Origin of the sequence: Rhodopirellula sp. UBA1907, assembly GCF_002337565.1 — a bacterium.
Classification (GTDB): Bacteria; Planctomycetota; Planctomycetia; order Pirellulales; family Pirellulaceae; genus Rhodopirellula; species Rhodopirellula europaea.
The window spans coordinates 115714-138786 of record NZ_DDGH01000089.1 but is presented as its reverse complement, the minus strand read 5'-3'; the positions used below and the strand labels follow the sequence as shown (position 1 = coordinate 138786).

Genomic DNA, 23073 nt, shown 5'->3' with positions numbered 1-23073 from the left:
CTGGACCTCGCGATCGGCTCGCCCCACAAAGGCTTTCGGGACCGTGACCAAAACATCCAGTGCGACCGACAAGGTGACTTCGGTTTGGTTGCCCTCCGGTCGAGCATCCAACGTCGTCTTGTAGGATTCCAAGTTCGCAGCTGCGGCAATCGATTGGGTGACAACACTCATGGATTCGGGCTGAATGTCGGCTCGTTGTCGCAGCGTCAATTGATCCGCGTCGATGTGTGGGTCACTCAAACTCACACGAAGCTTTTTGACTGCCTGGACTTCGGCTTTTGATTGACCTCGGATCGCATTCAGAAGCGGTCGATCGTCTTGGCTGGTATCGATCTGCAAATCCTCCACACTCTCATCGATCAATGTCATTCCGGATTGACCCACGATCGCTGCGGTTGCGTTTTTCCGCACCATGATCTGGCGAAACTTGTCGAAGTCACAATCAATCAGGATTGTTTTTTCGGCTGATCCGGTGGCCAGGTGCTCGACCGAGCTGAAGGATAGAAAGGCGAATGTCACGCTCACTGCAACCAGCAACACTGCGACGACCGCCAGAACAAGTTGGGAACGAGATCGAAAGGGAAGGTTCATTTAACTGCGTGCTCAAATAAAAAAATGCTTGGTGGCCAAACGACCACCAAGCATTGGAATGTTTCAATCCACCGAGTCGGTGGTCGATCATTCAACCTCAACTTCTTCTAGTTGATCCGCTTTGTTTTCGCCGGCTTCTTCCAACGCGTCAGCTTTCTTTTCGCCAAGCGATTCCTTTTGGTCTGCCTTGGTTTCGCCGCGTTCCTCAATCATATCAGCTCGGTCTTCGGCTGCGTCTTCCGTGGCTTCCGGAGCGTTTTCAGCTTGATCCCGGATGTTCTCGGCCTTTTGCTGAGCTTGATCGCGGATGTTTTCCGCGGTGTTTTGCGAGGCATCGCGAATGTCTTCGGCTTGCTGCTGAGTTGCATCGCGGATCGCGTCTGCTTCTTGGTCAAAAGCGGACTCGTCGCAACCAACGGCAACCATCATGCAGGCGGCCAACAAAAATGCTGTGATCGATTTCATGTTTCTAATCCTTGAGTGAAAGGCGTGCCGCCCTTGCGGGGGAGGCGGATTTTTCAATACCCGCAAGTCGCGGGAGTTCGGCATTCACTGAGGCAAGTTGCGTACCAACGAAAGCGATTTCGATCAGCGCAACAAAAAAGGCGAGAGCTGAACTCCCGCCTTCAAAATCAATCGTGATGTCGACCGAAATACCGGCCAAAGGCGACTAGCGAATCGTGCCGTTTGAGTTCGTGGTGCTCGCGGCGGACGCTTCGGCTTGACCGGCAGCGGACACAGCCGCTTGTCCAGCACCGTTTGCGGTGGCTTGGCCTTGAACGGAACCGCTCGCGTTCACGGTCGCGGCGGATCCCACTTGGCTGGCAGCGTTCGCTTGGAACGACTGAACGTTGCTTTGCGTTGCAGCCATGGCTTCTTGTTGAGCCGATGCAAACGCGTTCAAACGAGTTTCCATTGCATCCGCTTGTGCCATTAACTCCGCGTTGGCCGACGCCAATGCTTGGTCACGCATCTGAGCGATTTCGGCTTGGCGTTGACGAGCGGCAACCGCGATCATCGTCGAGAAGTCGACGTTGGATGCCAACACTCCGGCGACGCCGAAGTTTCCGGCACCTTGTGCAGCTCCGCGAACCGATTGCCCGTTGGAAGCACCAGCTTGACCTTGAGCGACTTGGCTGAACGCGCCACTGAAAGTCGATCCAGCGATGCCAGATGCTTCGGTCGACTCAGGGGCATTCGCTTCCGGTGTCGATGGGCTTTGCGATGGTGTGCTGGTCGGTCCAGTCGAGCTTGGTTGTGCTTCGCTCGATGATGGGCCGTTTGCGGTTTGTGCCGTCGCGTTCTGACGAACGGCGGCGGCAGTGTTCAGAACAGCCGACGTGCGAAGTGGGTTGAACTGACCAAAGACCGAATCGTAAGCCTGGACTTCAGCAACGCTGATTTGGATCGGGCTTGCAGAAAGTCGTGCGGACGATGCCAACCCGGCGAAAGTTCGCGATTGCGATCCGGCGACGTTGGCGTTCGCATTCAGGTTGACTCGAACATCCGCGTTGGCATCGACGTTGGTTCGCGATGCACGATCAGCGGCCGCGTTGGCTTGGGCTTGAGCACGAACGGCCAAAGCGGCGGCGGTTTGGGCAGCGGCTTCGATTTGGTTTCCGACGCGAGCTTGGACGCCATTGGCAACATTCGCTTGAATGCGTTGTTGAACCTGGCTCTGCACGTTCGCTTGAACTTGGCTCTGAACACGAGCTTGGACGCGCTGTTGCACCTGGGTTTGCACGTTCTGTTGCACTTGGCCGCGAACACGTGAAAGGGCTCCGTCCAATCCTTGAGCCTGGACGGTTCCACTGGTGCACAGCATGCATGCGATGGCCAACGCTTTCTTTGAGTGACGTTTCATCCGTGAGTTCAACTCCATGTGAATTTCCTGACGCTCAGCTTCCATCGCATCCTCAGCACGACCATCGTGAATCGGGGTGGCAACCGGCCAGCGTCAATTGATACCAATCACGAGCGAACGGACGTTCACTCTTTGACCGACCGCAAAGTACGCAATCCAAGACGTCAATTTCTAGATGGATTCACAACGCATTTCGCGATGACATCCATTTGACGACTCAACAAGGCAGCACTCGCTCAATCACTGCATGAACGACCTCAACGGCCATCTCCGAGTTCTCGCTTTGACCGCCTGGGTGGGTCTATTCCCCGTCCACTGCATCGCGACAGCCCAAGATTTCGCGAACCCCGGATTCGCACCGGCATCGCAGAATTCAGATTCGCCCGAGCCTGCCAGCACACCCGACCGAAACACGTCCGCCCAAAACACATCCGTTGCTCAGCCCAGCCCGGCCCAGCTGCGAATGCTGGAGATGCTGCAACAGAAAGTTGCCAGTAACCCCAGCCACTCCGATTCCTGGCGGACACTCGGCCGAATGCAAAAAGCATTCGGTGATGTGGACTCCTCGGTCGAGTCAACTCGCAAAGCATTGGAGCTCGACCCATTCAACGCGGCCGCTCACTTCGACCTCGGACAATTGCTCAATGACTTGTCGCGTCCCGAGGCGGCTCGGTCTCACCTGACGGAAGTACTGAAGATCGCTCCTTCGAGCAGCTATGCCAATCAAGTCCGAGCGATGGGCATTGAAGCTCCCGCTCCTGCCTTGGCACAACTTGCCGCCCCAAGGGCAAACACGCCCGCCGCCGGATCATCGGCGATGGATTGGATGACGTCCGATCCGGCCAATGTGGCTCAAGCCAGCCAGCTTCCCAACCCGCCAAATTTCGACGGCGTTCCGACCCAAACAGTCGGGTACGAGATTCAAACCTTCGACGGTTCTGACGATCTCGAGAATCGATTGCGGCAACTTGAAAGCCAAGCGGAATCACCGACCAGCCCGTTCCGAATCTTTTTGGAAACGGGATTGCTGTACAACACCAACGTCACTCTGACACCGATCAGTCGCGATCTCGCACAAGACGAACAAGCCAGCTTTCAGTGGTTCGCCAGTCCCGACATGGATTGGAAATTGATCCGCCGCGAAAACACTCGTGCGGGCCTAATGTTTCGCGGCTACTTCACGGCCAACGAAAGTCAGTTCCAAGAATTCAACTTGGCCAGTTTCCAACCGGGTGCGTTTGCGGAACGTGACTTTCTATTCGGCGAAAACGAAGTGATCGGCCGAATGGAATATGTGTTTTCCAACGACTTCTTCGATGGCAATCAGGTCGGTGACCGCCACGCGGGAACGGCATCGTTCACCGTGATCCGTCCGGATTTGAACGCTTGGTATGGGTACACCACGATTGCCCAATCCAATTTCGAAGACGACGGCGCGACGCCCACGCAGACCTCACTCGATGGAACAACACTGACGTTCGGTGCCAGCCACTTCAAACGAACCAACTGGGAAGCCTTGCCGATGGTCGCTCTGGGAACCGACCTGGAATATGCAAACACCAAAGGTGACGACTACCGCTATCTCTCGATCAATCTGCACGGCTCCACGGACTGGCAAATCAGCGACCGCTGGAAGTTCACTCCGACCTGGGGTGTGGGCTACCGCAACTACCCCGACTTCACCGATCCGATTGGCCGCGATGAGATCTTTTGGCGAGTGCACGGGAAGCTGAGCTATCAACTCACCGAACAACTTTCACTCTCTGCCGTGGCCGGCCACGACCGATTCGCCTCGGACAACGAAGACTTTGACACCGAGCGTTCTGAAGTCGGATTCTTGATCGGCTTCAAACGCTAGACATCTGCTCAGCCTTCATCGCTTGGGGGGATCATCCAGCACGAATGGTGCGGCTGCATTCCAACATGCGGGTAGTAACTTTCGGCTGCCGGTGCAGACAACAAGATGAGCCGGGTCTGATGCCCCGCGACTTCGTGAGTCAGCCGGATCAATTCGCGTCCGATGCCCCGGCCCTGATAGTCCGAATCAACGGCCAGATCCGATAGATACGTGCAGTAGGCGTAATCCGTGATGGCTCGCGATACGCCGACCAGCCGGCCAGTCACTTTTGGATCCACCGCTGCTGAGTCATCGATCCAATGCGCGGTGACCAGCACGTCCGCATGAGCCAGCATTTCCTTGATTCGTGACTCATCTTCTACCGGACGGCGTTCGGCCAAAGTGGATCGTTTGAGCAAATCGATGAACTCGTCCGAGTCTAACTTCAGGTCGGTGCGGTATCGGATGGCCATGGTCGAATTTGGATTGGCGAATGGCCCGCAACGTTCGCCATGAACGATGAAGAGCAAAAGGTCAGTGACTCAACCAATCCAAGATACCAGCGGCAGCGTTCAGGTTCACTCAGTCGACAATCGCGGCGGTTCATTGCCGGCAGATTTATCCGGCCGGTTGATCACGATTGCCAAATCGTGCGGGCGGGCTGGTCGCTTCGATCGCGACGATGGGTTCGATCACTCGGTAGCGATGATTGGCTCCGGCGGGCACTAACCAAGAGTCCCCGACATCCATCTTTGCCGTTCCGCCATCCAACTCAAGTTCCAAAACGCCTTGCAGCAGATATCCAACCACCTCGTATTCACGGGCGGTCGGCTTGCTAAAGCCACCGGGGCTTTCCTCCCATCGTCGAAGTGCGACTTGCTTTCCGGTGGCGAGATAGATCTGTCCCATCGCTCCTTGTCCAGCGTCGGAACTAGTTTTGATTTGCGGAATGTCCATTGCTAGCCAATTGATCTTTGTTTTTACGACGTGTGGTCAAAACACGGAAAAAGGGTCGCCGTCGATGCAAGTCGACGCGACCCGATTGAATTCATGCGAACGTTGGAGAGGCTGCTCTTTCGAGCGGCCCCAAACTCGCTTAACAATTGCAAGAGCTTTCGAACTGCTGAACCTGCTTTTCTGCTTCGTCCTTTGCCAGTCCGTATCGTTCCTGAACGACTCCAACGAGCTCTTCGCGTTTTCCGTCAACGCGATCCAGATCGTCGTCAGTCAGGTCGCCCCACTGTTGTTGAGCTTGGCCCTTGAGTTGTTTCCACTTGCCTTCGATTTGATCCCAATTCATCACATTTCTCCTGAAGATTGATGGTGCCAACGTTCGCAAACGATCGCCGCTTGCGAAGTTGTTGATTTCTGCTGCTGATCTCTACTCTTCCACGTCGACGCTCAAACTTCCGTCGTCGATATCGCGGTTCACTTCCACGCCACCGTCTGGCGTTTCGACGTCCAAGACGGTTTCTTTGCTATCGCATCCGGACACGACGAAGCCAGCGACCAGGGCTGCGGTTAGCAATAGAAAGTGGATGACGTCACGTGGCTGTCTCATGGTTGGCCCTTTCGGCATGCGAGTAGATGACATCGAGGCAACCTGTTACTCAGTGCAACGACGGCGTCTCGGAAGCATGCTCAGTCAACGCGAATGCAGTGCCAAAATCGTTTGCTCAAACCACAAGCTGCTCTTTGAGCGAATCCAACCAGTCCTTCCCACGCTCAGCCGTTGCGATTTGCGCAGGACCGCGGTTTTCGAAACGGAAACGAATGTTTTCGTGGTCTCGATCGGGTTTCTTTCATCACTGGTCGATTGATCGGAAATTGATCAGCGGCAAAAGCCGAGTGCCCATCCGCCTACAGTGGTAGTCTTCGATTACAAAACGGATTGAATCGAGCCGCGTATGCGTCATTTGCGGCCCTCGATCGATTGACCCAAACGGGCTTGTCGCTTCCAATCAGAACCATTCGGTCATTCGCATCGCGAGGTTGTTGGAAAGGTTTCGATGCATTCTGAACCTCAACGCTCCAAGACCATGCCAATTGCCCCTACCGGCCCAAGTCTGAACTGCCAGTCAACGGTGTTCGCGGGACGGGAGACACGTTTCCATTGAGCGATCCACAACCGAAATCCAAACCTCTGGTCGTCGGCGTGGGAGCTGCCGCGGGCGGGATGGAGGCACTGCAAGAACTACTGGCGTCGTTGGGTGATTCGCCCGACATGGCGGTGGTGTTCGTCGCCCACGATGCATCGGAATTGCAAGCGTCGCGGCTCGATCAACTTACGAATGCCACATCGCTGCCGGTCGTCGAACTGAAGTCTCGCCAACTCATTCGACCGAACACGGTCTACATCTGTCCTCCAAACAGCTTGCTATCGATCAGCAGCGGTTCGCGGTTGATGCTGAAACCGGCCACCGAAGAAACCTCCTCAACGCCAATCGATCACTTTTTTCATTCCATCGCCGAGACACAGGGCGAGCAGGGCGTCGGCGTGATTCTCTCCGGCATGGGCACCGACGGGACGCTCGGCCTGAAATCGATCAGCGACGCTGGTGGTATGACGTTCACCCAAATAGCGTCTTCGGCACAATTCGATTCCATGCCGCGACATGCGGCGACGACCGGCGTGGCGGACCACGTCCTCACGCCCGAAGAAATCGCGAATGAATTGAATGACTACGTCGCTTATCGGAAGCAGCAATCCAATAACCTGACGCGTGAATCGATGCTGGACGAGATCGAACGGTCGATCCCGGAAATCGCCGACGTGCTCTACAACGCGACCAAGCACAATTTCAAGCACTACAAGACCGCGACGCTGACTCGACGAATTTTGCGGCGGATGCAGATCCTGCAAATCTCCGATGTCGCGAACTACTCAGAGCGTTTGCGCGATGACCAAGACGAAACGCAAAACCTGTTTCGCGAATTGTTGATCGGGATCACCGCGTTCTTCCGCGATCCTGACTCGTTCGAGAGCTTGGCTAACGAAGTGATCCCGCGACTGTTTGAAGGTCGCACTTCCAACGATCCGGTTCGAATCTGGGTGCCTGGTTGCGCCACCGGAGAAGAAGCCTACTCGCTGGCAATCCTTTGCTACGAACACCTGGACCATCTGAAAACGCAGCAGGGCAACGATCGCACAAACGAATCACAGCCAACGTTTCAGATCATCGCCAGCGATATTGACGAGCATGCCTTGGCCATCGCTCGACAAGGTATCTATCCACTTGGAATTGCCGATAGCATTTCCGAGGCCCGGCTGAAACAATTCTTCGTCAAACGCGGCAAACGCTATCACGCCAAACGCAATTTGCGCGAGTCGATCTTGTTCTCGCTGCACAACCTCATCAGCGACGCTCCATTCTCGCGACAGGATTTGATCTCCTGCCGCAACCTGCTGGTCTACTTGGGTCCGCACCTTCAGAAAAAGCTGATCCCGCTTTTCCATTACGCATTGCGTCCCAACGGGTACCTATTTCTTGGTCCGAGCGAATCGATTTCGTCGCACGACGAGCTGTTTCGCACCGTCGACGCAGAGCATCGGATCAACCAGCGGAAGGGAACCGAGACGGTCGCCGTGATTGGCGACTCACGAGGTTTTGTAAGCGCCGTCGAGGCCGCCCAGGCTGCTGCGATCGTTCCCAACGAGGAAGACACAAAAGAAATCCACCAGGTGCTGCAGCGAATCATCCTCGATGAATTTGCTCCCAAAGCGGTGGTCGTTGACGTCGATGGCAAAGTCGTCTGCTCGCTAGCTGATACCAGCCCGTATCTTTCCGCTGGCGAAGGTTTGCACCAGAACAACTTGATCAAGATGGCTCACATCAATCTGCGAATCGGCCTTCGTGGTGCATTCGCGGAAGCCAAGGCGAATCGCCGACGAGTGGTTCGTGATGACCTAACGATCATCAGTGACAGCGGTGAACAGCACGTCAAGTTGACGATTCAACCGATGATGCAACTCGGTCACGAAACCGAGTTGTTCATGGTGGCGTTTCAGGATTTGGGTCCTCCCGTATCGCATTCGGATTCGCCCACGAATGATTCAGCCGGTTCCGATCCATCAAGCACCGCGGATCCCCAGGCTCAAAAACGGATTGAACAACTCGAACGAGAACTTGCCACGACCCGAGATGACCTCGATCGATCAATTCAAGAAATGGAGGCCACCAACGAGGAGCTGACGTCGTCGTACAACGAACTTCTCGCGATGAACCAAGGTCTGCAAACGGCCAATGAAATGCTGGAGATCTCCAAAGAGGAAATCCGCAGCAGCAGTGAAGCGGTTGCCCGGGCCAACGCGGATTTGCAGAACCTTCTGCGCAGCACACGAATTGCAACGATCTTCCTGGACGATGATCTGTCGATTCGAAGTTTCACCCCCGCGGCGACGGAAATCTATGGTTTGATTGCGACCGACGTGGGTCGACCGCTCACGCAAATCGTTCCCAACGTGCGTGACATGCCGCCGCTTCCCGATTGGGAACAACTGATCAAAGAGGACGGTGTCGAACACACGATCGTTGCAAACACCGGCAAAGCGTTCATCCGTCGTGTGTTGCCGTATCAATCCCACTCTGGCGATCACGATGGCATCGTGATCACCTTCACCGATGTCACGCAGCTCCGAGAAAGCGAAGAGCTGTTTCAATCACTCGTCCGGGCCTCGGCTCAAATCGTTTGGATCGCTAATACGGATGGTGTCGCCGATTCTGATTCACCAAGTTGGCGTGAATACACGGGACAAACCTTGGATCAATGGCTCGGCTTCGGCTGGCTCGACGCGATTCATCCCGATGATCGTGAATTGACTCAAAAGGTGTGGACAGAGGCGGTCGCCAAAGATCGCCCGCTCGTGATGGAATATCGTCTGCGAAACCGTCACGGCGAATACCGATGGTTCCAAGTCCGCACGGCACCTCAACGTCGTCCCGATGGTACGGTCAATCGTTGGGTCGGAATGAACATCGACATCCACGATCAAAAGCAAAGCCGTTTGGAATTGGCCGACCGCGAAGCTCACTTGCGCCGCGTCATCAACAACCAACTCGGTCTGGTTGGTGTGATCGATCGCAACGGTTTGCTGTTGGAAGTCGATGATCGATCCCTCGAGTACGCGAGAGTCAATCGACACGAAGTGATTGGCAAACCGTTCCATGAAGCACCGTGGTGGAACTACGATCCAAAAGTTGCCCAGCAGATGCGAGACGCCATGGACCGAGCTTTCAAGGGCGAACCCGTGCGATACGACGTGTCCTTGTTTGCTCACGGCGACGACGGAGTGCTGATCGATTTCATGATCGCTCCAGTATTTGATGACGACGGCAACATCGAATACCTGATTCCGTCAGGAGTCGACATCCGTGATCGCAAAAAAGCGGAATTGAAACAGCAAGAAGTCGCGGTCCGATTGGAAGCCATCTTCAACACGGCGGTGGACGGCATCATCACGATTGATCGTCGTGGAATCATCAACTCCGTCAACATCGCCGCAGCCAAAATTTTTGGTTACGAAGTCGACGAACTAACCGGAAGCAACATCAATGTATTGATTCCCGAACCAGAACACAGCGAGCACGACGGCTATCTGAAGACCTACGAAGAAACAGGTCACAGTCACATCATCGGCCAACAACGCCAAGTGACCGGCCGGCGAAAAGACGGGTCCACATTCAGTTTGGATTTGTCAGTCAGTGAGACATCGTTGTCTGGTGAGCACCGATACGTTGGCATTGTTCGCGACGTGAGCGACCGTGTTCGTTCGGAGCAAGCCAAAAAGAATGCATCGAGACGGATGCAAATGGCACTCCGTGCCGGTGGCATGGCGGCTTGGGAATGGACGCCCAAGAAGAGCTACTGGACCAAGGAGATGTACGAGCTATTCGGTGTAACGGACGATCGAAAGGGCAGTCCCGAACTCTGTTTCTCGCTGACTCATCCCGATGATGTGGAGGAACTGAAACGACATTGGCAAGAAGCAATCGAAGGCAACCACGACTACGAATACGAGTTCCGCATCGTCCGACCGGATGGTGAAATGCGATGGATCACCGGCATGGGCGAAGTCGTCCGCGGAAAGTCCGGCAACGTCACTCGGATGTACGGAGTGAACTGGGATTCAACGCAGGAACACGTGCAAGCGGAAACGTTGCGAGAAAGCGAACGACGAGCCAACGAAGCCAGCGCATCCAAGAGTGCATTCCTGGCGAACATGTCACACGAAATCCGTACACCCATGACTGCAATCCTGGGATACGCGGAGCTATTGCAAGACATCATCCAAGACGCCGAAGGTCTGCATCATCTTCAGACCATTCGTCGAAACGGCGATTACTTGCTGGATATCATCAACGACATCTTGGACCTGTCCAAAATCGAAGCCGGCAAACTCGACGTGGAATCAGAGCGTTTTGATCCTGCTCATTTGATCGAAGACGTTCGAAGCATCATGGAAGTCCGCGCCAAAGAAGCGGGACTGGAACTGACCGTCGACTACGGCCAACAGATCCCCGCATCGATTCAGTCCGATGCGAAACGGCTCAAACAGGTTTTGATCAACCTAGTTGGCAACGCAATCAAATTCACTCCGAAAGGCCATGTGCGATTGGTGGTGCGAATGGAACCTGATCCGATCCGTTTGTGCATCGACGTGATCGACACGGGCATCGGCATCACTCCCGAGCAACAAGAGCAGTTGTTCTTGCCCTTCTCGCAGGGAGACTCCAGTGTGAATCGGACCTTCGGCGGAACGGGTCTGGGACTGACGATCAGCCGACGATTGGCAGAAATGCTGGGCGGCACCATCCACTTCCAAAGCGAAGTGGGCGTGGGCAGCACATTCACTCTGAGTGTGTTCCCCGGCGACGTGACAGGCGTTGCGATGGTGGATCACTCTCAGCCCGATTCAAAACTAGCGAACGAACCGGAGTGCTCATCGGCGGCGGCTATCAAACTGAACTGTTACGCGTTGGTGGTGGATGATCGTCGCGACATTCGATTCCTGAGTCGCCGTATCTTGACCAAAGCCGGCGCGACCGTTGATGAATGTGAGGATGGCTTGCAAGCGGTCGAAAAAATCATCGAAAGCATGAAGGCCAAACGCTTGCCCGATGTCATTATTTTGGACATGCAAATGCCTAAGCTGGACGGGTACGCAACGGCGAAAAGACTTCGCGAATTGGGTTACGATGCTCCGATCATCGCGCTGACCGCGGACGCGATGCAAGGGGACATGAACCTGTGTCTGAAAGCGGGATGCAATGATTACCTCAGCAAACCGATTGACGCTGCCAAGCTCGTCGCCCTGGTCAGCAAACTGACTTAAGCCTGCGAGCCACCGCGGAACTGCAACGCCGAGACCGCAAACTGCCTACCATCACGCCAACCGCCGATGCGATAAAAAGCGATCGGGAAGAACGCTTGGCCACGGCTTGCACTGACCACACCATCAAACCTCTCGATCAACAAAAGTTGATCCCAACGATTGCCCGTCTGACTGTTTGATTCGCCATGCAACCGACCACCTCCGATCTTGTCCCGTTGGTCTACGCGATTGCAACGATGGACACCAAAGGCGAGGAATTGAATTTCGTCGCGGAACAATTGAAATCGCAAGGGTTGTCCGTCGCGACCATCGATGTCGGAACACTTGATCCGCCGTCAATCGAACCTTCGGTCACAAGAGACGCGGTGGCCGGCTGCAATCCAAACACGGATGCATTGAAATGCGAAGATCGTGGCCAAGCAATCGAAGCCATGAGCGATGCGTTGCAGACTTTTTTGTCAAACGAACATCGGTCCGGACGCGTCGCGGGCGTGATCGGACTGGGTGGCACCGGCGGAACCGCTTTGATTTGCCCCGCGATGGCGGCTCTACCGATTGGCGTGCCGAAAGTGATGGTGTCCACCGTCGGCGGCGGAGACGTCTCCGCATTTGTTGGCGGCAGCGACATCGTGATGTTTCCGTCGATCGTCGATGTAGCTGGGCTTAACCAAGTATCGACGAAAATTCTTTCCAACGCCGCGCACGCTTTGGCGGGCATGGTTTCCATCCCGAGTCCGACAACGAAGGTTCGGCCGGCAATTGGAATGACCATGTTCGGGGTCACAACGACTTGCGCCACCGCCGTTCGAGTTGCATTGGAAGCGGAAGGATTGGATCCGCTGGTCTTTCACGCGACCGGTACCGGCGGTCGAGCGATGGACAAATTAGTCGAGTCCAAATTGATTCGCGGCGTCTTGGACATCACCACCACCGAAGTCGCGGACGAAGTGGTCGGAGGCATCTTCCCGGCTGGCCCGAGTCGATTCGATGCGATCATCGAGTCGGAAGTCCCGTATGTGATGAGCCTGGGCGCGGTCGACATGGTGAACTTCCGAGCCCGATCGACCGTCCCTGAAAAATTCAAAGACCGGTTGCTTCACGTTCACAATCCACAAATCACGTTGATGAGGACCACGCCGGACGAGAACCGCGAAATCGCTCGATGGATCGCCGGGAAGATGAATCGTTCGACCGCCGAGGTGGCAATCCTGATTCCGGAAAAAGGGGTATCGGCATTAGACGCTCCAGGGCAACCGTTCTTTGATTTGGAAGCCGACGAGGCGTTGTTCAGCGAACTGGAGCGGTGCATCGACACGACTCCCAAGCGAACGGTTCGTCGCTTACCGTATCACATCAACGATCCCGAATTCGCGAAAGCGTTGACTGGTACTTTTCGATCGATGTGGATCCAGTCGCAAGACGGATCCGCTTGAGAATCGATCGCTTCTCAATTGATGACTCATCCAAAACCACGCACCATGACTCAAACACGCGAATCTATCCTGGCCGGCTTTCGAGAGAAACAAGCGGCTGGCAAACCAATCATCGGCGGCGGCGCGGGCGCCGGAATCTCGGCCAAGTGCGAAGAAGAAGCCGGCATCGACTTGATCGTTGTCTACAACTCGGGTCGCTACCGAATGGCGGGACGAGGTTCGTTGTCAGGACTGCTGCCCTATGGCAACGCCAACGAAATCGTGAAGGAATTGGCACCGGAGATCTTGACCGCCGTGAAGCACACACCTGTGCTGGCCGGCGTTTGCGGGACTGATCCGTTTCTATTGCGAGATCATTTCTTGCAAGAACTGAAGTCTCTCGGTTACGCCGGCATTCAGAACTTCCCCACCGTCGGCCTGATCGACGGAACGTTTCGAGCCAACTTGGAAGAAACGGGAATGAGCTTCCAATTGGAAATCGAATGCATCGCCGCGGCTCACGAAATGGATCTTCTGACCACACCGTATGCGTTTGATGCGGAACAAGCTCGTGAGCTGACAACTGCGGGTGCCGACATCATCGTCGCGCACATGGGGCTGACAACTTCGGGAACCATTGGCGCGCAAACCGCGATGACGCTGGATGACAGTGTGCGTTTGGTCAGCGAAATCGCTTCCGCCGCACGTGACGTTCGTTCGGACGTGTTCGTGCTGTGTCATGGCGGCCCGATCGCGGAACCAGATGATGCTCAGTACGTCATGGACCGTTGCCCGATCGATGGTTTCTACGGTGCGAGCTCGATGGAACGACTGCCCACTGAACGTGCTATCACCAGTCAGGTTCGATCTTTTGTGGATCTAAAACTCTCGCGATAGAGTCGACCTAATCGATATTCTGCGAAAATCCATCGTGAACCATCAAACTTGAACATCGGCATTGGTCGATAAGCGTGAGGAACGTCCCGCTTGCATGGAGCGAACCCTCAAGTGCGAATCGACACGCGACAATCCGGTGTGATGACGCTCGAAGACCATCGTCGAGCTGCCAACCAAAACGTGCAAAGTGTTTTCAGCGAAGTGCTGGCAAACTTTGGACGGGAGGGATATGCGAGCGCAGAACCGGTCGCCACTGACACACCGCTTGATTCCCAAATCGAGCAGTCGTGGACCAATTGGTACCGAGTCGAACAACTCGGCCGCTATCGCGGTCAAGAGGATGCCGCCGCGTTGGGCGAGACTTATGCGAACGTCATGTCCAAGGCATACGACGAAGGTGGTTATGCGGCACCGAAAGAATTCCTTCGCGGATTGCCACCTGAGGAACTCAAGACCGTTCAAACGATTCATCGATTGGCGGATCCGATCCAAGTGGATTCGCTGAGTGAAGAAGGGGCTCTGAATCTATTGGTGCCACCGGCGGCGCAGGTCGACCTCAACCGCGACGGGATCACTCAATCGGGCGCAGCCAACGGCATTCGGTTCCCGGACAGCACAACGTCGCCCGAGGTGACACAGGCTTGGGAGGAAGCGACCGCGGGCATGTCTTGGGGCGAGCGTGCGATCTACGAGTTGCGAATGAAGCTTCCCGTTCTGACGGCGAATTTCATTGTCGACGGCAATGGCCAAATCACCGGCCAACGCGAACCGGGCGATCCAGATTGGGTCAATCCAATGGCTGATCCCGAATACTCTTTCGTCGATGAAACCAAAGGCTGGATCGACTACTTGGATTACTTCAAAAACCAAATGGATCCGGACCAATACGCCAAAGACCGCAGTTTCTTTGAGTCGCTTCAGCAGAAGTTAATCGAACACGGCGCCCCCTGAGATCCTTCGCTGGGTACCTTCTCGGGGCAACTTCACAAGCGGCATTTTCTCAACCGATCGCGAGCGGGAAACAGATGTGTTTCACGACCGCTTTCGCCAGCCCAAGTCGATGTTCGATGTGGCGGAATGGCTGCCGCTTGCCAAATCGATCTTTCTCAGCAAATCGAACAATTTTGCAAAGTTGATTGAAGTTCGTGGGTGGGGACGTATTCGCCTTGTGGCACCCGCGCGAGCATTGGTAGAGACGGGAAGACCTCAATTCTCGTGCCACGGATATGGCTGCTCATGCCGTCTCGACTCTACCACTGCGACCTCCCAAAACACCGCTTCCTGGCGTGTTTTGTTTGCTGTCTGGCAATTGCCTGCTCACCAACCAATCTCCTCGCACAATTCGGCGGTGGCGGTGGTGGAATGGGCGGAGGCCAAGCTCAGGCACCTGCAGCCGCAACCAAACCAAAATTTCGCGACCACATCCACAACCGCGATGGCATGGCCCTGCGTCGCGAAGATGGTGATGCGGTCGTCGCCGAAGTCCGGCTGATCGGCAATCAGGTCATCAGCACCACCGATATCCTGGCGGAACTGCAAACCCGCAAAGGTCGTTTCTACAGCGAAGAAACGGTCCTGTCGGACGTCAGTCGCTTGAACGACATGGGTTCTTTCGATCACGTCACCTTCGAAACCGAAGAACGTATCACCCGAGCCAACGGGTCCAGCAACGCACCGCAGAAGAGCGTGCTGGTCACGTTCTATGTTCGCGAACGAGCGATGGTGTCGAAGGTGATCTATCACGGCAACTACCGGATGAACGACCGTGAATTGTCGGGCCGTTCGGGCATCACCGAAGGCGACCCACTCAGCGAATTCGCGATCGAAACTGGCAAGCGTCGATTGCTCGACTACTACCACGAGGAAGGCTTCAACCAAGCCGCGATTGAAGCCGGCATCGGACTGCCCGGTGACACCAACGCGGTTGTCTTCCGAATCAACGAAGGCCCCAAAGAACGCATCGAAGACATTCAAATCGAGGGTGCTTCGATCGTTAGCGAATCGCGTCTGAAGAAGGTCATCCAAAGCCGCGGCCCAATGATGGGCATCATGAGCTACATCGGCAACGTCGCAGACATGAAAAAAATCGATGCGGACGTCAACGTGTTGGCATCGTACTACCACAACCTCGGCTTCCTCACCGCGACCGTCGGACGCCGGATAGAATTCGATGAAACCGGAACATGGTTGACGATTGTTTTTGTCGTCCACGAAGGCCCACGTTTCAAAGTGGGTGACGTTCAAATCGTTGGCAACGAATACGTCACCGAAGAATCGCTTCGCAAACGCCTCGAGCTGAAAGCAAACGACACATTCAGCGGCACCAAGATGCGAAAAGACATCGGCGAAATTGTTTACGGCTATGGCGAACTCGGATTCATCTACGCCGAGGTCAACCCAAAAACGATCATGCGTGACGAGAACGGCATCGTCGACTTGGTCTACGAAATCACCGAAGGCGATCGTTGGAAAGTGAACAGCATTCGGGTGGAAATCGACGGTGAACCTCACCTGATGCGAGAGTCCACCATGTTGAACCTGATCGAAATGCGAGAAGGTGACTACATCGACCGACGCGACTTAGAAACCGGCCGCAACCGAATCGAACGAAGCAATCTGCTGGAAACCAACCCAACAATCGCTGAACCACCAGACATCATCGTGAAGCCGTTGGAGGGATCGCAAAGATGAACTTCAAGGCAACATTGAAATCACTCCCGCTCAAGTTTCGCTTCAAGTCATGGATGCGTGCTGTGACCCAATCTTCTGAACCCGATGCTTCGATGAATTCGAAGCATCACACGGCATCGCGCTGGCTCGATGACATCAATCGCTCGCTGTGGACTCGCGTCTCGGCATCGGCATTGCTCGCGTTATCATCCGGCTTCGTCTCATCGTCGCAAAGTGCAGCCCAAACCGCATACCCGCCTCCGACGCCGCCGCCCTCGGCCTATGGCGCGCCACCGTCATACCAAAACCAACCATCGGCACCCGCCAACTCGACCTATGGACAATCGGTTTACGGTGGCCCCTCCACTTACAGTGGCCCGGGAACCGCCGTTCCAACCACACCTGCCCCCGCTCCGGCTCCTGGCAATCCCTACGCCGCGCCGACCTATCAAAACGGCGGCTACCAAGGCCAAGCCTACCCGGATCAGACTTACCAAGGTGACGTCTACCAAGGTGGTGCTTTGCCCGGGCCGTTGCAGGGCAGCTTTCCATCGTCGCCCAATTTGGCACCTCCCGTTGTCAACCAACCCACCGTTCGCGAAGCCGATCTGATCATCCAGGGTTATCCCGCACGGACAGGACGTTTGATGTTCGGTGGTGCGGTCAACAGTGACGCAGGCGTCACCGGCCAAGTCACGATCGACGAACGCAACTTTGACATCAGCCGTTGGCCTCGCTCGTTTGGTGATTTGTTCAGCGGAACCGCGTTCCGTGGTGCCGGGCAAACGTTTCGACTGGAAGCCGCTCCCGGTAGCAACTACCAACGCTACACAGCCCAGTTCGCCGACCCGAACCTGCTGGGCTATCTGCCGATCAGCATGTCGCTCAGCGGATTCTTGTACGACCGTAGATACGACGACTGGGATGAAAACCGTCTCGGTGGCCGAATCAGTTTTGGCTATCGCGTCACGCCTGACCTTTCCGTGTCATTGGGTGTGAGCGGCCAAAACGTCGAAATCACCGACCCACGAGTCAACACGGTGCCAGAGCTGAACGACGTGCTCGGAGACAACGGCCTGTACAGCGGCATGGCCTCTCTGATTCACGACACTCGAAACAGCCCGCTTCAACCCAGTCGTGGTCACTATTTTGAGCTGAGCTTCGAACAAACCTTCGGCGATTATGAATACTCCACCTTTGAAGCCGAGTACCGCAAATACTTGCTGCTTCGTGAACGTGCCGACGGCTCAGGCAAGCAAACACTTTCGTACAGCGTTCAGCTTGGATTCAGTGGCGATGAAACACCGATCTTCGAAAACTACTTCGCCGGTGGTTACGCAACCATTCGAGGTTTCGACTTCCGCGGTGCCAGCCCCGTCATCAATGGCGTCGAGGTCGGTGGCCAATTCCAATGGCTGAACTCGGTCGAGTACATGTTCCCGCTGACTGCGGATGATGCTTTTCGAGGCGTCGCGTTTGTCGACTTCGGAACGGTTGAACAGGATATCGAAATCAACTCGGACAATTTCCGAGTCGCTCCCGGCGTCGGTCTTCGCGTTGCGATCCCGATGCTCGGCCCAGCCCCGCTGGCGTTCGACTTCGCATTCCCGGTACTCAAGGCTGACACCGACGACGAGCGTATGTTCAGCTTCTACATGAGTGCGATTCGCTAATCACCGATCTGGTCTTTCCAAACGCCGGCGAATGAACATCCGTTCGGCGATAGAAGCCCAAAAACCGGTCGGCAATCGATCGGTTATTTGGAGGACGCTGCCTTCTCTTCGGCAGCGCTCGGGCGAAAGTACCTGGGCAAGACTTCCATCGGATCGGTGGTTTGTGCCGCCAAATATTTTTGGTAAGCGAGTTTTGCCAGAGCGGAAGCCAGAGGTTGCTTTCGGTCGACCACCCGCAGATTCTCCGTCGGTAGACCGGGTTTGATCGCGTCTCCGGTCAGCCACGTTCCGGACGAGGCCGATTCCAACGTCTTGAGCCAATCAGCTCGATCGAGCAGTTCGATTTCTTCGTCCGGCTGCCATCCGGCTTCCGTGGCAACAAACGTCCCCACGAACGTTTGACCTCGATAGGCATCCAAGCCAACGATCATTTGCTGACCGACGCGAGGCATATCGGCGTGCGAAATTTCCGCCTCGGCTGATCCCGCCGGCAACACGGCCGCAGCCCAAACTGACAACGAATCCAACGTCACCACGGGTATTCCCCAGGCATAAGCCAGTGTTTTCGCTGTGGCTGCGGCAATACGCAAACCGGTGAACGATCCCGGCCCATCGGCAACCGCGATGAAATCTGGACGACTGGTTTGCGTTGGTAGTGGCGATTCGGCCTGGCTAGGTTCGGAGTCGTTTGCGGCTGTGTTCGTGCTTGCCAGCAACGACTCAAGAGCAGGTGTCAACGACGCGGTCGCGCGAACTTCGCTGGGTAAGTCGGTCGACTGAACCACATCACCATCTCGAATGAACGCCACGGATCCCTCGCGACCGATGACTTCGAGAGCCAATCCGGTCACGGGTCGCTGGTTGTCAGATTCGGTCTTGGAGTGCATCGTCGGGAACTCGCCGAGTCAATTGCGTGGGATTGTCGTGCAAATTTAGTCCAGACTACAATGACACCCGGCAGGTTTAGCATCCAGGTGAGGTGACCGAGGAATTTTGTGAAGCGAGCGTTGATCAGCGACATCCACGGGAACCTCGAAGCGCTGCAAGCGGTTCTGGAAGATATCGACTCAGTCGGTGTCCAAGAAGTCATATGCCTGGGTGACATCATCGGCTACGGCCCCAATCCATGCGAGTGCCTGGATCTGGTGATGCGTCGGTGCAAACACACCATTCTTGGCAACCACGACCAAGCGGCTTTGTTTGATCCGGATGGCTTCAACCCAATGGCACTCCGAGCGATCTACTGGACTCGTGACGAGCTGGACAGTGGCAAAGGCGGTCCCGCACAAGTCAACGCTCGGTGGGACTTCCTCGGCGAACTGCCGCGATTCATCGACGACGGCGAATTCAAGTTCGTCCACGGTTCGCCTCGCGATCCGACCAACGAATACGTCTTCCCCGAATACATGTACGACGCTCGCAAGATGGAAATCTTGTTTGGCAAGATCGATCAATACTGCTTCATGGGCCACACCCACCTGCCGGGCGTGTTCACCACCGAATGTGAATTCGTCACGCCGGACGAATGCGATCACACCTACGCGTTGGGCAACAACAAGCTGATGATCAACGTCGGTAGTGTTGGCCAACCGCGAGACGAGAACAATCAATCGTGCTACATCATCTTGGATACCGACGCGAAGACGGTGACCTACCGCCGCGTCGAATACGACTTCGAGAAGACGGCTCAAAAGATTTACGCTCAACCCGACCTGGACGATGCCCTCGGCGATCGACTGAAGCGAGGACATTGATCGGGTGACACGTACAGCCATTCTTAGCGACATCCACGGAAACCTGTCCGCGCTCGAAGCCGTCCTCGCGGACGTTGAATCACAAAAGGTCGACCGTATCGTCTGTTTGGGCGATGTGGTCGGTTACGGCCCGGAACCGTGTGCCTGCCTCGATACCGTGATGGGTTTCAACTTTTGCGTCTTGGGGAATCACGACAGCAGTTCGCTGTTCGATCCGGAAGGCTTCAACGTCGCGGCCGAACAAGCAATCTTCTGGACCCGCAGCCAGCTCGAAGAAACCGGCGACGATCCGGGAGCCAGCCGCAAACGAATCGAATACCTGTGCGCTTTGCCTCGTACCGTTCGTGAAGACCATTGGTTGTTTGTTCATGGTTCACCGCGTGGACCGACGAACGAATACGTCTTTCCGGAAGACGCTCAGAACACAAAGAAAATGGAAAAGCTGTTTTCGTTGGTCCCGCGAGTTTGCTTCCAAGGGCACACCCACGTCCCCGGTGTGTTCACGATGGAGCAACGCTTCGTCCGTCCCGCTGACACCGGAACCGGATATTCACTGGCCGATCCCAATGCGAAATTGATGATCAACGTCGGCAGCGTTGGCCAGCCGCGTGATGGCGACCCACGCAGTTGCTACGCGATTGTGGAACCGGACTTGGTGATGTTTCGACGAGTCGAATACGACATCGAACGGACGGTCCAGGCGATTGAGAAAGAAGCGGAGCTGGACAACTTCCTGGGCTACCGCCTTCGCGAAGGCCGCTGAAAAAACGACCGGCTGATCAAAGCCGTCGTTGGTGCCTGCCTCACAGAATGCTGGCTGGCGGAATATTGAGCTGGCTGAGCGTGATGCTGGCTCGCCGCGTGCTCGCCAACCACCAGACGCCCTCGCCGAATGCTAAACGCGGACGTCGATGTGGCCGCTGGCGAGTTGTTTTTGAACGTCGACGACTTCGGAGATCATCTGAACGATCGCGTCGCCAGTTTGCCGTTGCACATCCAGATTCTGCCCCAACAACGCGACATCGATCTGCGTTTGCGTCGCGTCCTGGCGAGCCTGAAGGACTTGCTGCACAGCGGGAGGGATGGCACTCATGGTCAAACTCTCAAAAAGGTTTCCACGTCGCATCGAACCAGGCACACCCTCGCTCGACACGGAAACCTACGTCACCTTTCGACCCGAGCCGTCTCAATCCTTCCCGCGAGAAGAGGGAAAGACGGTTGAATGCTCGCCCTCGCCGCCACTGATTCCGGTTATGCGGATCGCACCGGCGAAGGATTGCTCTCAAATCGGCATCGCTTTGGCAATCAGTTGCCTTGCAAGATGGCCGGAATCGGCTTGCCCGCCAGTTCATCCATGATGCCCTGACTGCGTTCTTGAGCATTGAGCACTTCCATCTTCCCGACGAACAGCATCACTTCGCCGCCCTCCGGAATGGCTTCTTGAATCAACTTGCCGGCGGCACGTCCGGCCAAGTAGTTGCTCGTTCCGAGATAGAACTTGCGACGAGAAGCCGGTGCATCGCTGTCCTGACAGATCACCGTGGTGACTTCGCACGCATCGTTGATCATGCCGACTTGGTTTTCAGGATCGATTGGGCTGATCGCGATCCCATCCACCTTTGCCGCGACATTGGATTCCAAGAATCGCTTTTGCTCTTCGATGGAACCGCTCGATGGCATTTGCACATCAACTTCGCACCCGAATTGCTCCGCCGCACGCTTGCAACCGGCATCGGCCAAAGTCCAAAACGGATCCAACGAATTGGTGATGTAGGCCACTCGAATTCCCGATCCGTCGATCTGCTCGTCGCCGGACAAGATTGGTCCTTTGCCTGACTTGATCGCATCGATGTCTGCGGCAAACTCGTTGACGTTTGCACCGGTGATCGATCGGTGAGGGATGATGATCATTCCCGACTCCGGCACCTCGACTTCGCCGCCTTTCGCCATCGTCGTCAGCCACTGCACGCTGCGATAACCGAATGCGTAGGGTTGCTGCACGATCGTGCCGTAAACCGATTGGTCACGGATCCCCGCCAAAGTGTCCGGGTGCTCATCAAAACCAACCACCGCGACTTTTCCGAGCGCATCGCTGCTTCGAAGACCGGCCAGAATCATCGGTGTGTTCTGGCTCCACAAACCGACCAAGCAAGCCACATCCGGATGACGCAGCAAAGTCGTCTCGGCGTTTTCCTTTGCTTTTGAGTTGTCTTGGTTGTCCGTCAAAATGCCCAAAACGGTGTAGTCGCCACACTGTCGCGGGAAACCAGTCGCATCCGCCGATGCATCCGCGACCGCACCGGAACCTGATTGTGTTTTCGCCGAGGAACTGGAATCAGATTTGCTGCATCCAATCACCAGAACCAATCCGAGACATATCAACCAATAACGAGCCATAGCAACCATTCGCGAAAGAGAAGCAAAAAACGAATCGCCGCCAGTCTAACAAAGTGGCTCGCCGTCTATGGACCGGTGCTACGGCACACCGAAGGCACGTGAAAATCGGCCAACAGTGCCACTTAATCGCATCCTACCCAAAAAAGATTTGGCGGAAGCCGTGACTTGATCAGACATTTTATTCCCAGAACTTCCGTTTTCGCGACGCATAAAATTCAGTGGATCCCGTCGCAAACCGTTCCGATCTCTCCTCCCCAGCAACCATTCAGGTGCACTATGAACACGTCCAACAAAACACTTCAATCGACTCATCGCCGCTTGCCGCCATGGGCCTCGGCCGGTCTCGCAACCCTGGTCATCGGGATGCTGGGTGCATTTGCACTCGCCCCTGACGCATCCGCCCAGGGCTATCGCTATGGAATCGAGAGCAACGGATTCAATCGTGGCGGAAGCGCCGTCATCGGGCAGCAAGGCGTTTACTCCGCCAATCGCCCCACCGTTAGCACGAGCAACGCCAATCGCGGGTCGGTGACGAACTATTACTACAACACCCCACGTCGTTATGGCTTTCGTCGCGGCTATGGTGGATACGGATACGGCGGATACGGGTACGGCTACCGCAGTTACGGCTACGGTTTTGTCCCC

At 55.7% G+C, this 23073-nt stretch carries 21 protein-coding genes; 10 read left to right on the top strand and 11 right to left on the bottom strand.

Translation table 11 applies throughout. The annotated features are described in order from the left end of the window. The 4 genes from B2R17_RS19835 to B2R17_RS19820 all read right to left on the bottom strand — a co-directional run. Positions 1-591 (bottom strand): hypothetical protein (locus B2R17_RS19835; RefSeq protein ID WP_286765331.1); only part of this gene is annotated, 591 nt, incomplete at its 3' end. An 87-nt stretch (positions 592-678) separates the two neighbouring features. Next, positions 679-1056, bottom strand: a complete 378-nt coding sequence (locus B2R17_RS19830) for a hypothetical protein (protein WP_008653617.1) — start codon at positions 1054-1056, stop codon at positions 679-681. Positions 1057-1060: 4 nt separating this feature from the next. Then, a complete protein-coding gene (locus tag B2R17_RS19825) occupies positions 1061-1255 on the bottom strand; it encodes a hypothetical protein (protein WP_039961017.1) in 195 nt (64 codons plus the stop codon). Positions 1256-1261: 6 nt separating this feature from the next. Next, a complete protein-coding gene (locus B2R17_RS19820; protein WP_414707375.1) occupies positions 1262-2473 on the bottom strand; it encodes a hypothetical protein in 1212 nt (403 codons plus the stop codon). Between the two features lie 229 nt (positions 2474-2702). On the opposite strand from B2R17_RS19820, the gene B2R17_RS19815 reads away from it, so the two are divergent. Further along, the gene (locus B2R17_RS19815) at positions 2703-4313 is read left to right on the top strand and encodes a tetratricopeptide repeat protein (RefSeq protein WP_286765329.1); all 1611 of its coding nucleotides are present in this window, start codon (positions 2703-2705) and stop codon (positions 4311-4313) included. 8 nt (positions 4314-4321) lie between these two features. Here B2R17_RS19815 and B2R17_RS19810 read toward each other — a convergent pair whose 3' ends face one another. From B2R17_RS19810 to B2R17_RS19795, 4 genes are all read right to left on the bottom strand, one after another. After that, a complete protein-coding gene (locus B2R17_RS19810; RefSeq protein WP_286765328.1) occupies positions 4322-4765 on the bottom strand; it encodes a GNAT family N-acetyltransferase in 444 nt (147 codons plus the stop codon). A gap of 145 nt (positions 4766-4910) precedes the next feature. Next, positions 4911-5249: a cupin domain-containing protein gene (locus tag B2R17_RS19805; protein WP_286765327.1), complete on the bottom strand. Its 339-nt coding sequence runs from the start codon at positions 5247-5249 to the stop codon at positions 4911-4913. Between the two features lie 139 nt (positions 5250-5388). Further along, positions 5389-5595 (bottom strand): CsbD family protein, encoded by a 207-nt coding sequence (locus B2R17_RS19800; RefSeq protein ID WP_008653608.1) that lies wholly within the window; start codon positions 5593-5595, stop codon positions 5389-5391. Between the two features lie 78 nt (positions 5596-5673). Next, entirely contained in the window at positions 5674-5853 is a 180-nt protein-coding gene (locus B2R17_RS19795) for a hypothetical protein (protein ID WP_008653605.1), read from the bottom strand. Between the two features lie 552 nt (positions 5854-6405). Between B2R17_RS19795 and B2R17_RS19790 the strand changes: the two genes are divergently transcribed. From B2R17_RS19790 to B2R17_RS19765, 6 genes are all read left to right on the top strand, one after another. Then, a complete protein-coding gene (locus B2R17_RS19790; RefSeq protein WP_286765326.1) occupies positions 6406-11625 on the top strand; it encodes a PAS domain S-box protein in 5220 nt (1739 codons plus the stop codon). 185 nt (positions 11626-11810) lie between these two features. Continuing rightward, positions 11811-13058: a Tm-1-like ATP-binding domain-containing protein gene (locus B2R17_RS19785; protein ID WP_286765325.1), complete on the top strand. Its 1248-nt coding sequence runs from the start codon at positions 11811-11813 to the stop codon at positions 13056-13058. Positions 13059-13079: 21 nt separating this feature from the next. After that, on the top strand, positions 13080-13934 hold the full coding sequence (locus tag B2R17_RS19780; protein ID WP_286765324.1) for a phosphoenolpyruvate hydrolase family protein: 855 nt from the start codon (positions 13080-13082) through the stop codon (positions 13932-13934). 111 nt (positions 13935-14045) lie between these two features. Next, a complete protein-coding gene (locus B2R17_RS19775) occupies positions 14046-14885 on the top strand; it encodes a hypothetical protein (protein ID WP_286765323.1) in 840 nt (279 codons plus the stop codon). Positions 14886-15170: 285 nt separating this feature from the next. Further along, entirely contained in the window at positions 15171-16625 is a 1455-nt protein-coding gene (locus B2R17_RS19770; RefSeq protein WP_286765322.1) for a BamA/OMP85 family outer membrane protein, read from the top strand. Further along, positions 16622-18277 (top strand): BamA/OMP85 family outer membrane protein, encoded by a 1656-nt coding sequence (locus B2R17_RS19765; protein WP_286765321.1) that lies wholly within the window; start codon positions 16622-16624, stop codon positions 18275-18277. Before B2R17_RS19770 ends, B2R17_RS19765 begins: the two co-directional genes overlap by 4 nt. Positions 18278-18360: 83 nt before the next feature. Here the strand turns inward: B2R17_RS19765 and tsaB are convergent, their stop codons facing one another. Further along, positions 18361-19164, bottom strand: a complete 804-nt coding sequence (tsaB, locus tag B2R17_RS19760) for a tRNA (adenosine(37)-N6)-threonylcarbamoyltransferase complex dimerization subunit type 1 TsaB (protein ID WP_286765320.1) — start codon at positions 19162-19164, stop codon at positions 18361-18363. A 108-nt stretch (positions 19165-19272) separates the two neighbouring features. Between tsaB and B2R17_RS19755 the strand changes: the two genes are divergently transcribed. Together B2R17_RS19755 and B2R17_RS19750 are read left to right on the top strand one after the other, a co-directional pair. Further along, on the top strand, positions 19273-20031 hold the full coding sequence (locus B2R17_RS19755; RefSeq protein ID WP_007327496.1) for a metallophosphoesterase family protein: 759 nt from the start codon (positions 19273-19275) through the stop codon (positions 20029-20031). Between the two features lie 4 nt (positions 20032-20035). Continuing rightward, entirely contained in the window at positions 20036-20794 is a 759-nt protein-coding gene (locus B2R17_RS19750; RefSeq protein ID WP_286765319.1) for a metallophosphoesterase family protein, read from the top strand. A gap of 132 nt (positions 20795-20926) precedes the next feature. On the opposite strand, the gene B2R17_RS19745 is transcribed toward B2R17_RS19750, so the two are convergent. Continuing rightward, positions 20927-21124: a hypothetical protein gene (locus tag B2R17_RS19745; protein WP_231845896.1), complete on the bottom strand. Its 198-nt coding sequence runs from the start codon at positions 21122-21124 to the stop codon at positions 20927-20929. A gap of 212 nt (positions 21125-21336) precedes the next feature. Next, on the bottom strand, positions 21337-22428 hold the full coding sequence (locus B2R17_RS19740) for a substrate-binding domain-containing protein (RefSeq protein ID WP_286765318.1): 1092 nt from the start codon (positions 22426-22428) through the stop codon (positions 21337-21339). A 276-nt stretch (positions 22429-22704) separates the two neighbouring features. Here B2R17_RS19740 and B2R17_RS19735 point away from each other — a divergent pair. Next, positions 22705-23073 (top strand): hypothetical protein (locus tag B2R17_RS19735; RefSeq protein WP_286765317.1); only part of this gene is annotated, 369 nt, incomplete at its 3' end.

Excerpts from the sequence above, each read along its gene's own strand:
- B2R17_RS19740 (WP_286765318.1), bottom strand. The coding sequence starts at position 22,428 with ATGGCTCGTTATTGGTTGATATGTCTCGGATTGGTTCTGGTGATTGGA.
- B2R17_RS19815 (WP_286765329.1), top strand. The coding sequence starts at position 2,703 with ATGAACGACCTCAACGGCCATCTCCGAGTTCTCGCTTTGACCGCCTGG.
- B2R17_RS19765 (WP_286765321.1), top strand. The coding sequence starts at position 16,622 with ATGAACTTCAAGGCAACATTGAAATCACTCCCGCTCAAGTTTCGCTTC.
- B2R17_RS19795 (WP_008653605.1), bottom strand. The coding sequence starts at position 5,853 with ATGAGACAGCCACGTGACGTCATCCACTTTCTATTGCTAACCGCAGCC.
- B2R17_RS19820 (WP_414707375.1), bottom strand. The coding sequence starts at position 2,473 with ATGGAGTTGAACTCACGGATGAAACGTCACTCAAAGAAAGCGTTGGCC.
- B2R17_RS19830 (WP_008653617.1), bottom strand. The coding sequence starts at position 1,056 with ATGAAATCGATCACAGCATTTTTGTTGGCCGCCTGCATGATGGTTGCC.
- B2R17_RS19805 (WP_286765327.1), bottom strand. The coding sequence starts at position 5,249 with ATGGACATTCCGCAAATCAAAACTAGTTCCGACGCTGGACAAGGAGCG.
- B2R17_RS19810 (WP_286765328.1), bottom strand. The coding sequence starts at position 4,765 with ATGGCCATCCGATACCGCACCGACCTGAAGTTAGACTCGGACGAGTTC.
- B2R17_RS19780 (WP_286765324.1), top strand. The coding sequence starts at position 13,080 with ATGACTCATCCAAAACCACGCACCATGACTCAAACACGCGAATCTATC.
- B2R17_RS19770 (WP_286765322.1), top strand. The coding sequence starts at position 15,171 with ATGCCGTCTCGACTCTACCACTGCGACCTCCCAAAACACCGCTTCCTG.
- B2R17_RS19745 (WP_231845896.1), bottom strand. The coding sequence starts at position 21,124 with ATGAGTGCCATCCCTCCCGCTGTGCAGCAAGTCCTTCAGGCTCGCCAG.
- B2R17_RS19785 (WP_286765325.1), top strand. The coding sequence starts at position 11,811 with ATGCAACCGACCACCTCCGATCTTGTCCCGTTGGTCTACGCGATTGCA.
- tsaB (WP_286765320.1), bottom strand. The coding sequence starts at position 19,164 with ATGCACTCCAAGACCGAATCTGACAACCAGCGACCCGTGACCGGATTG.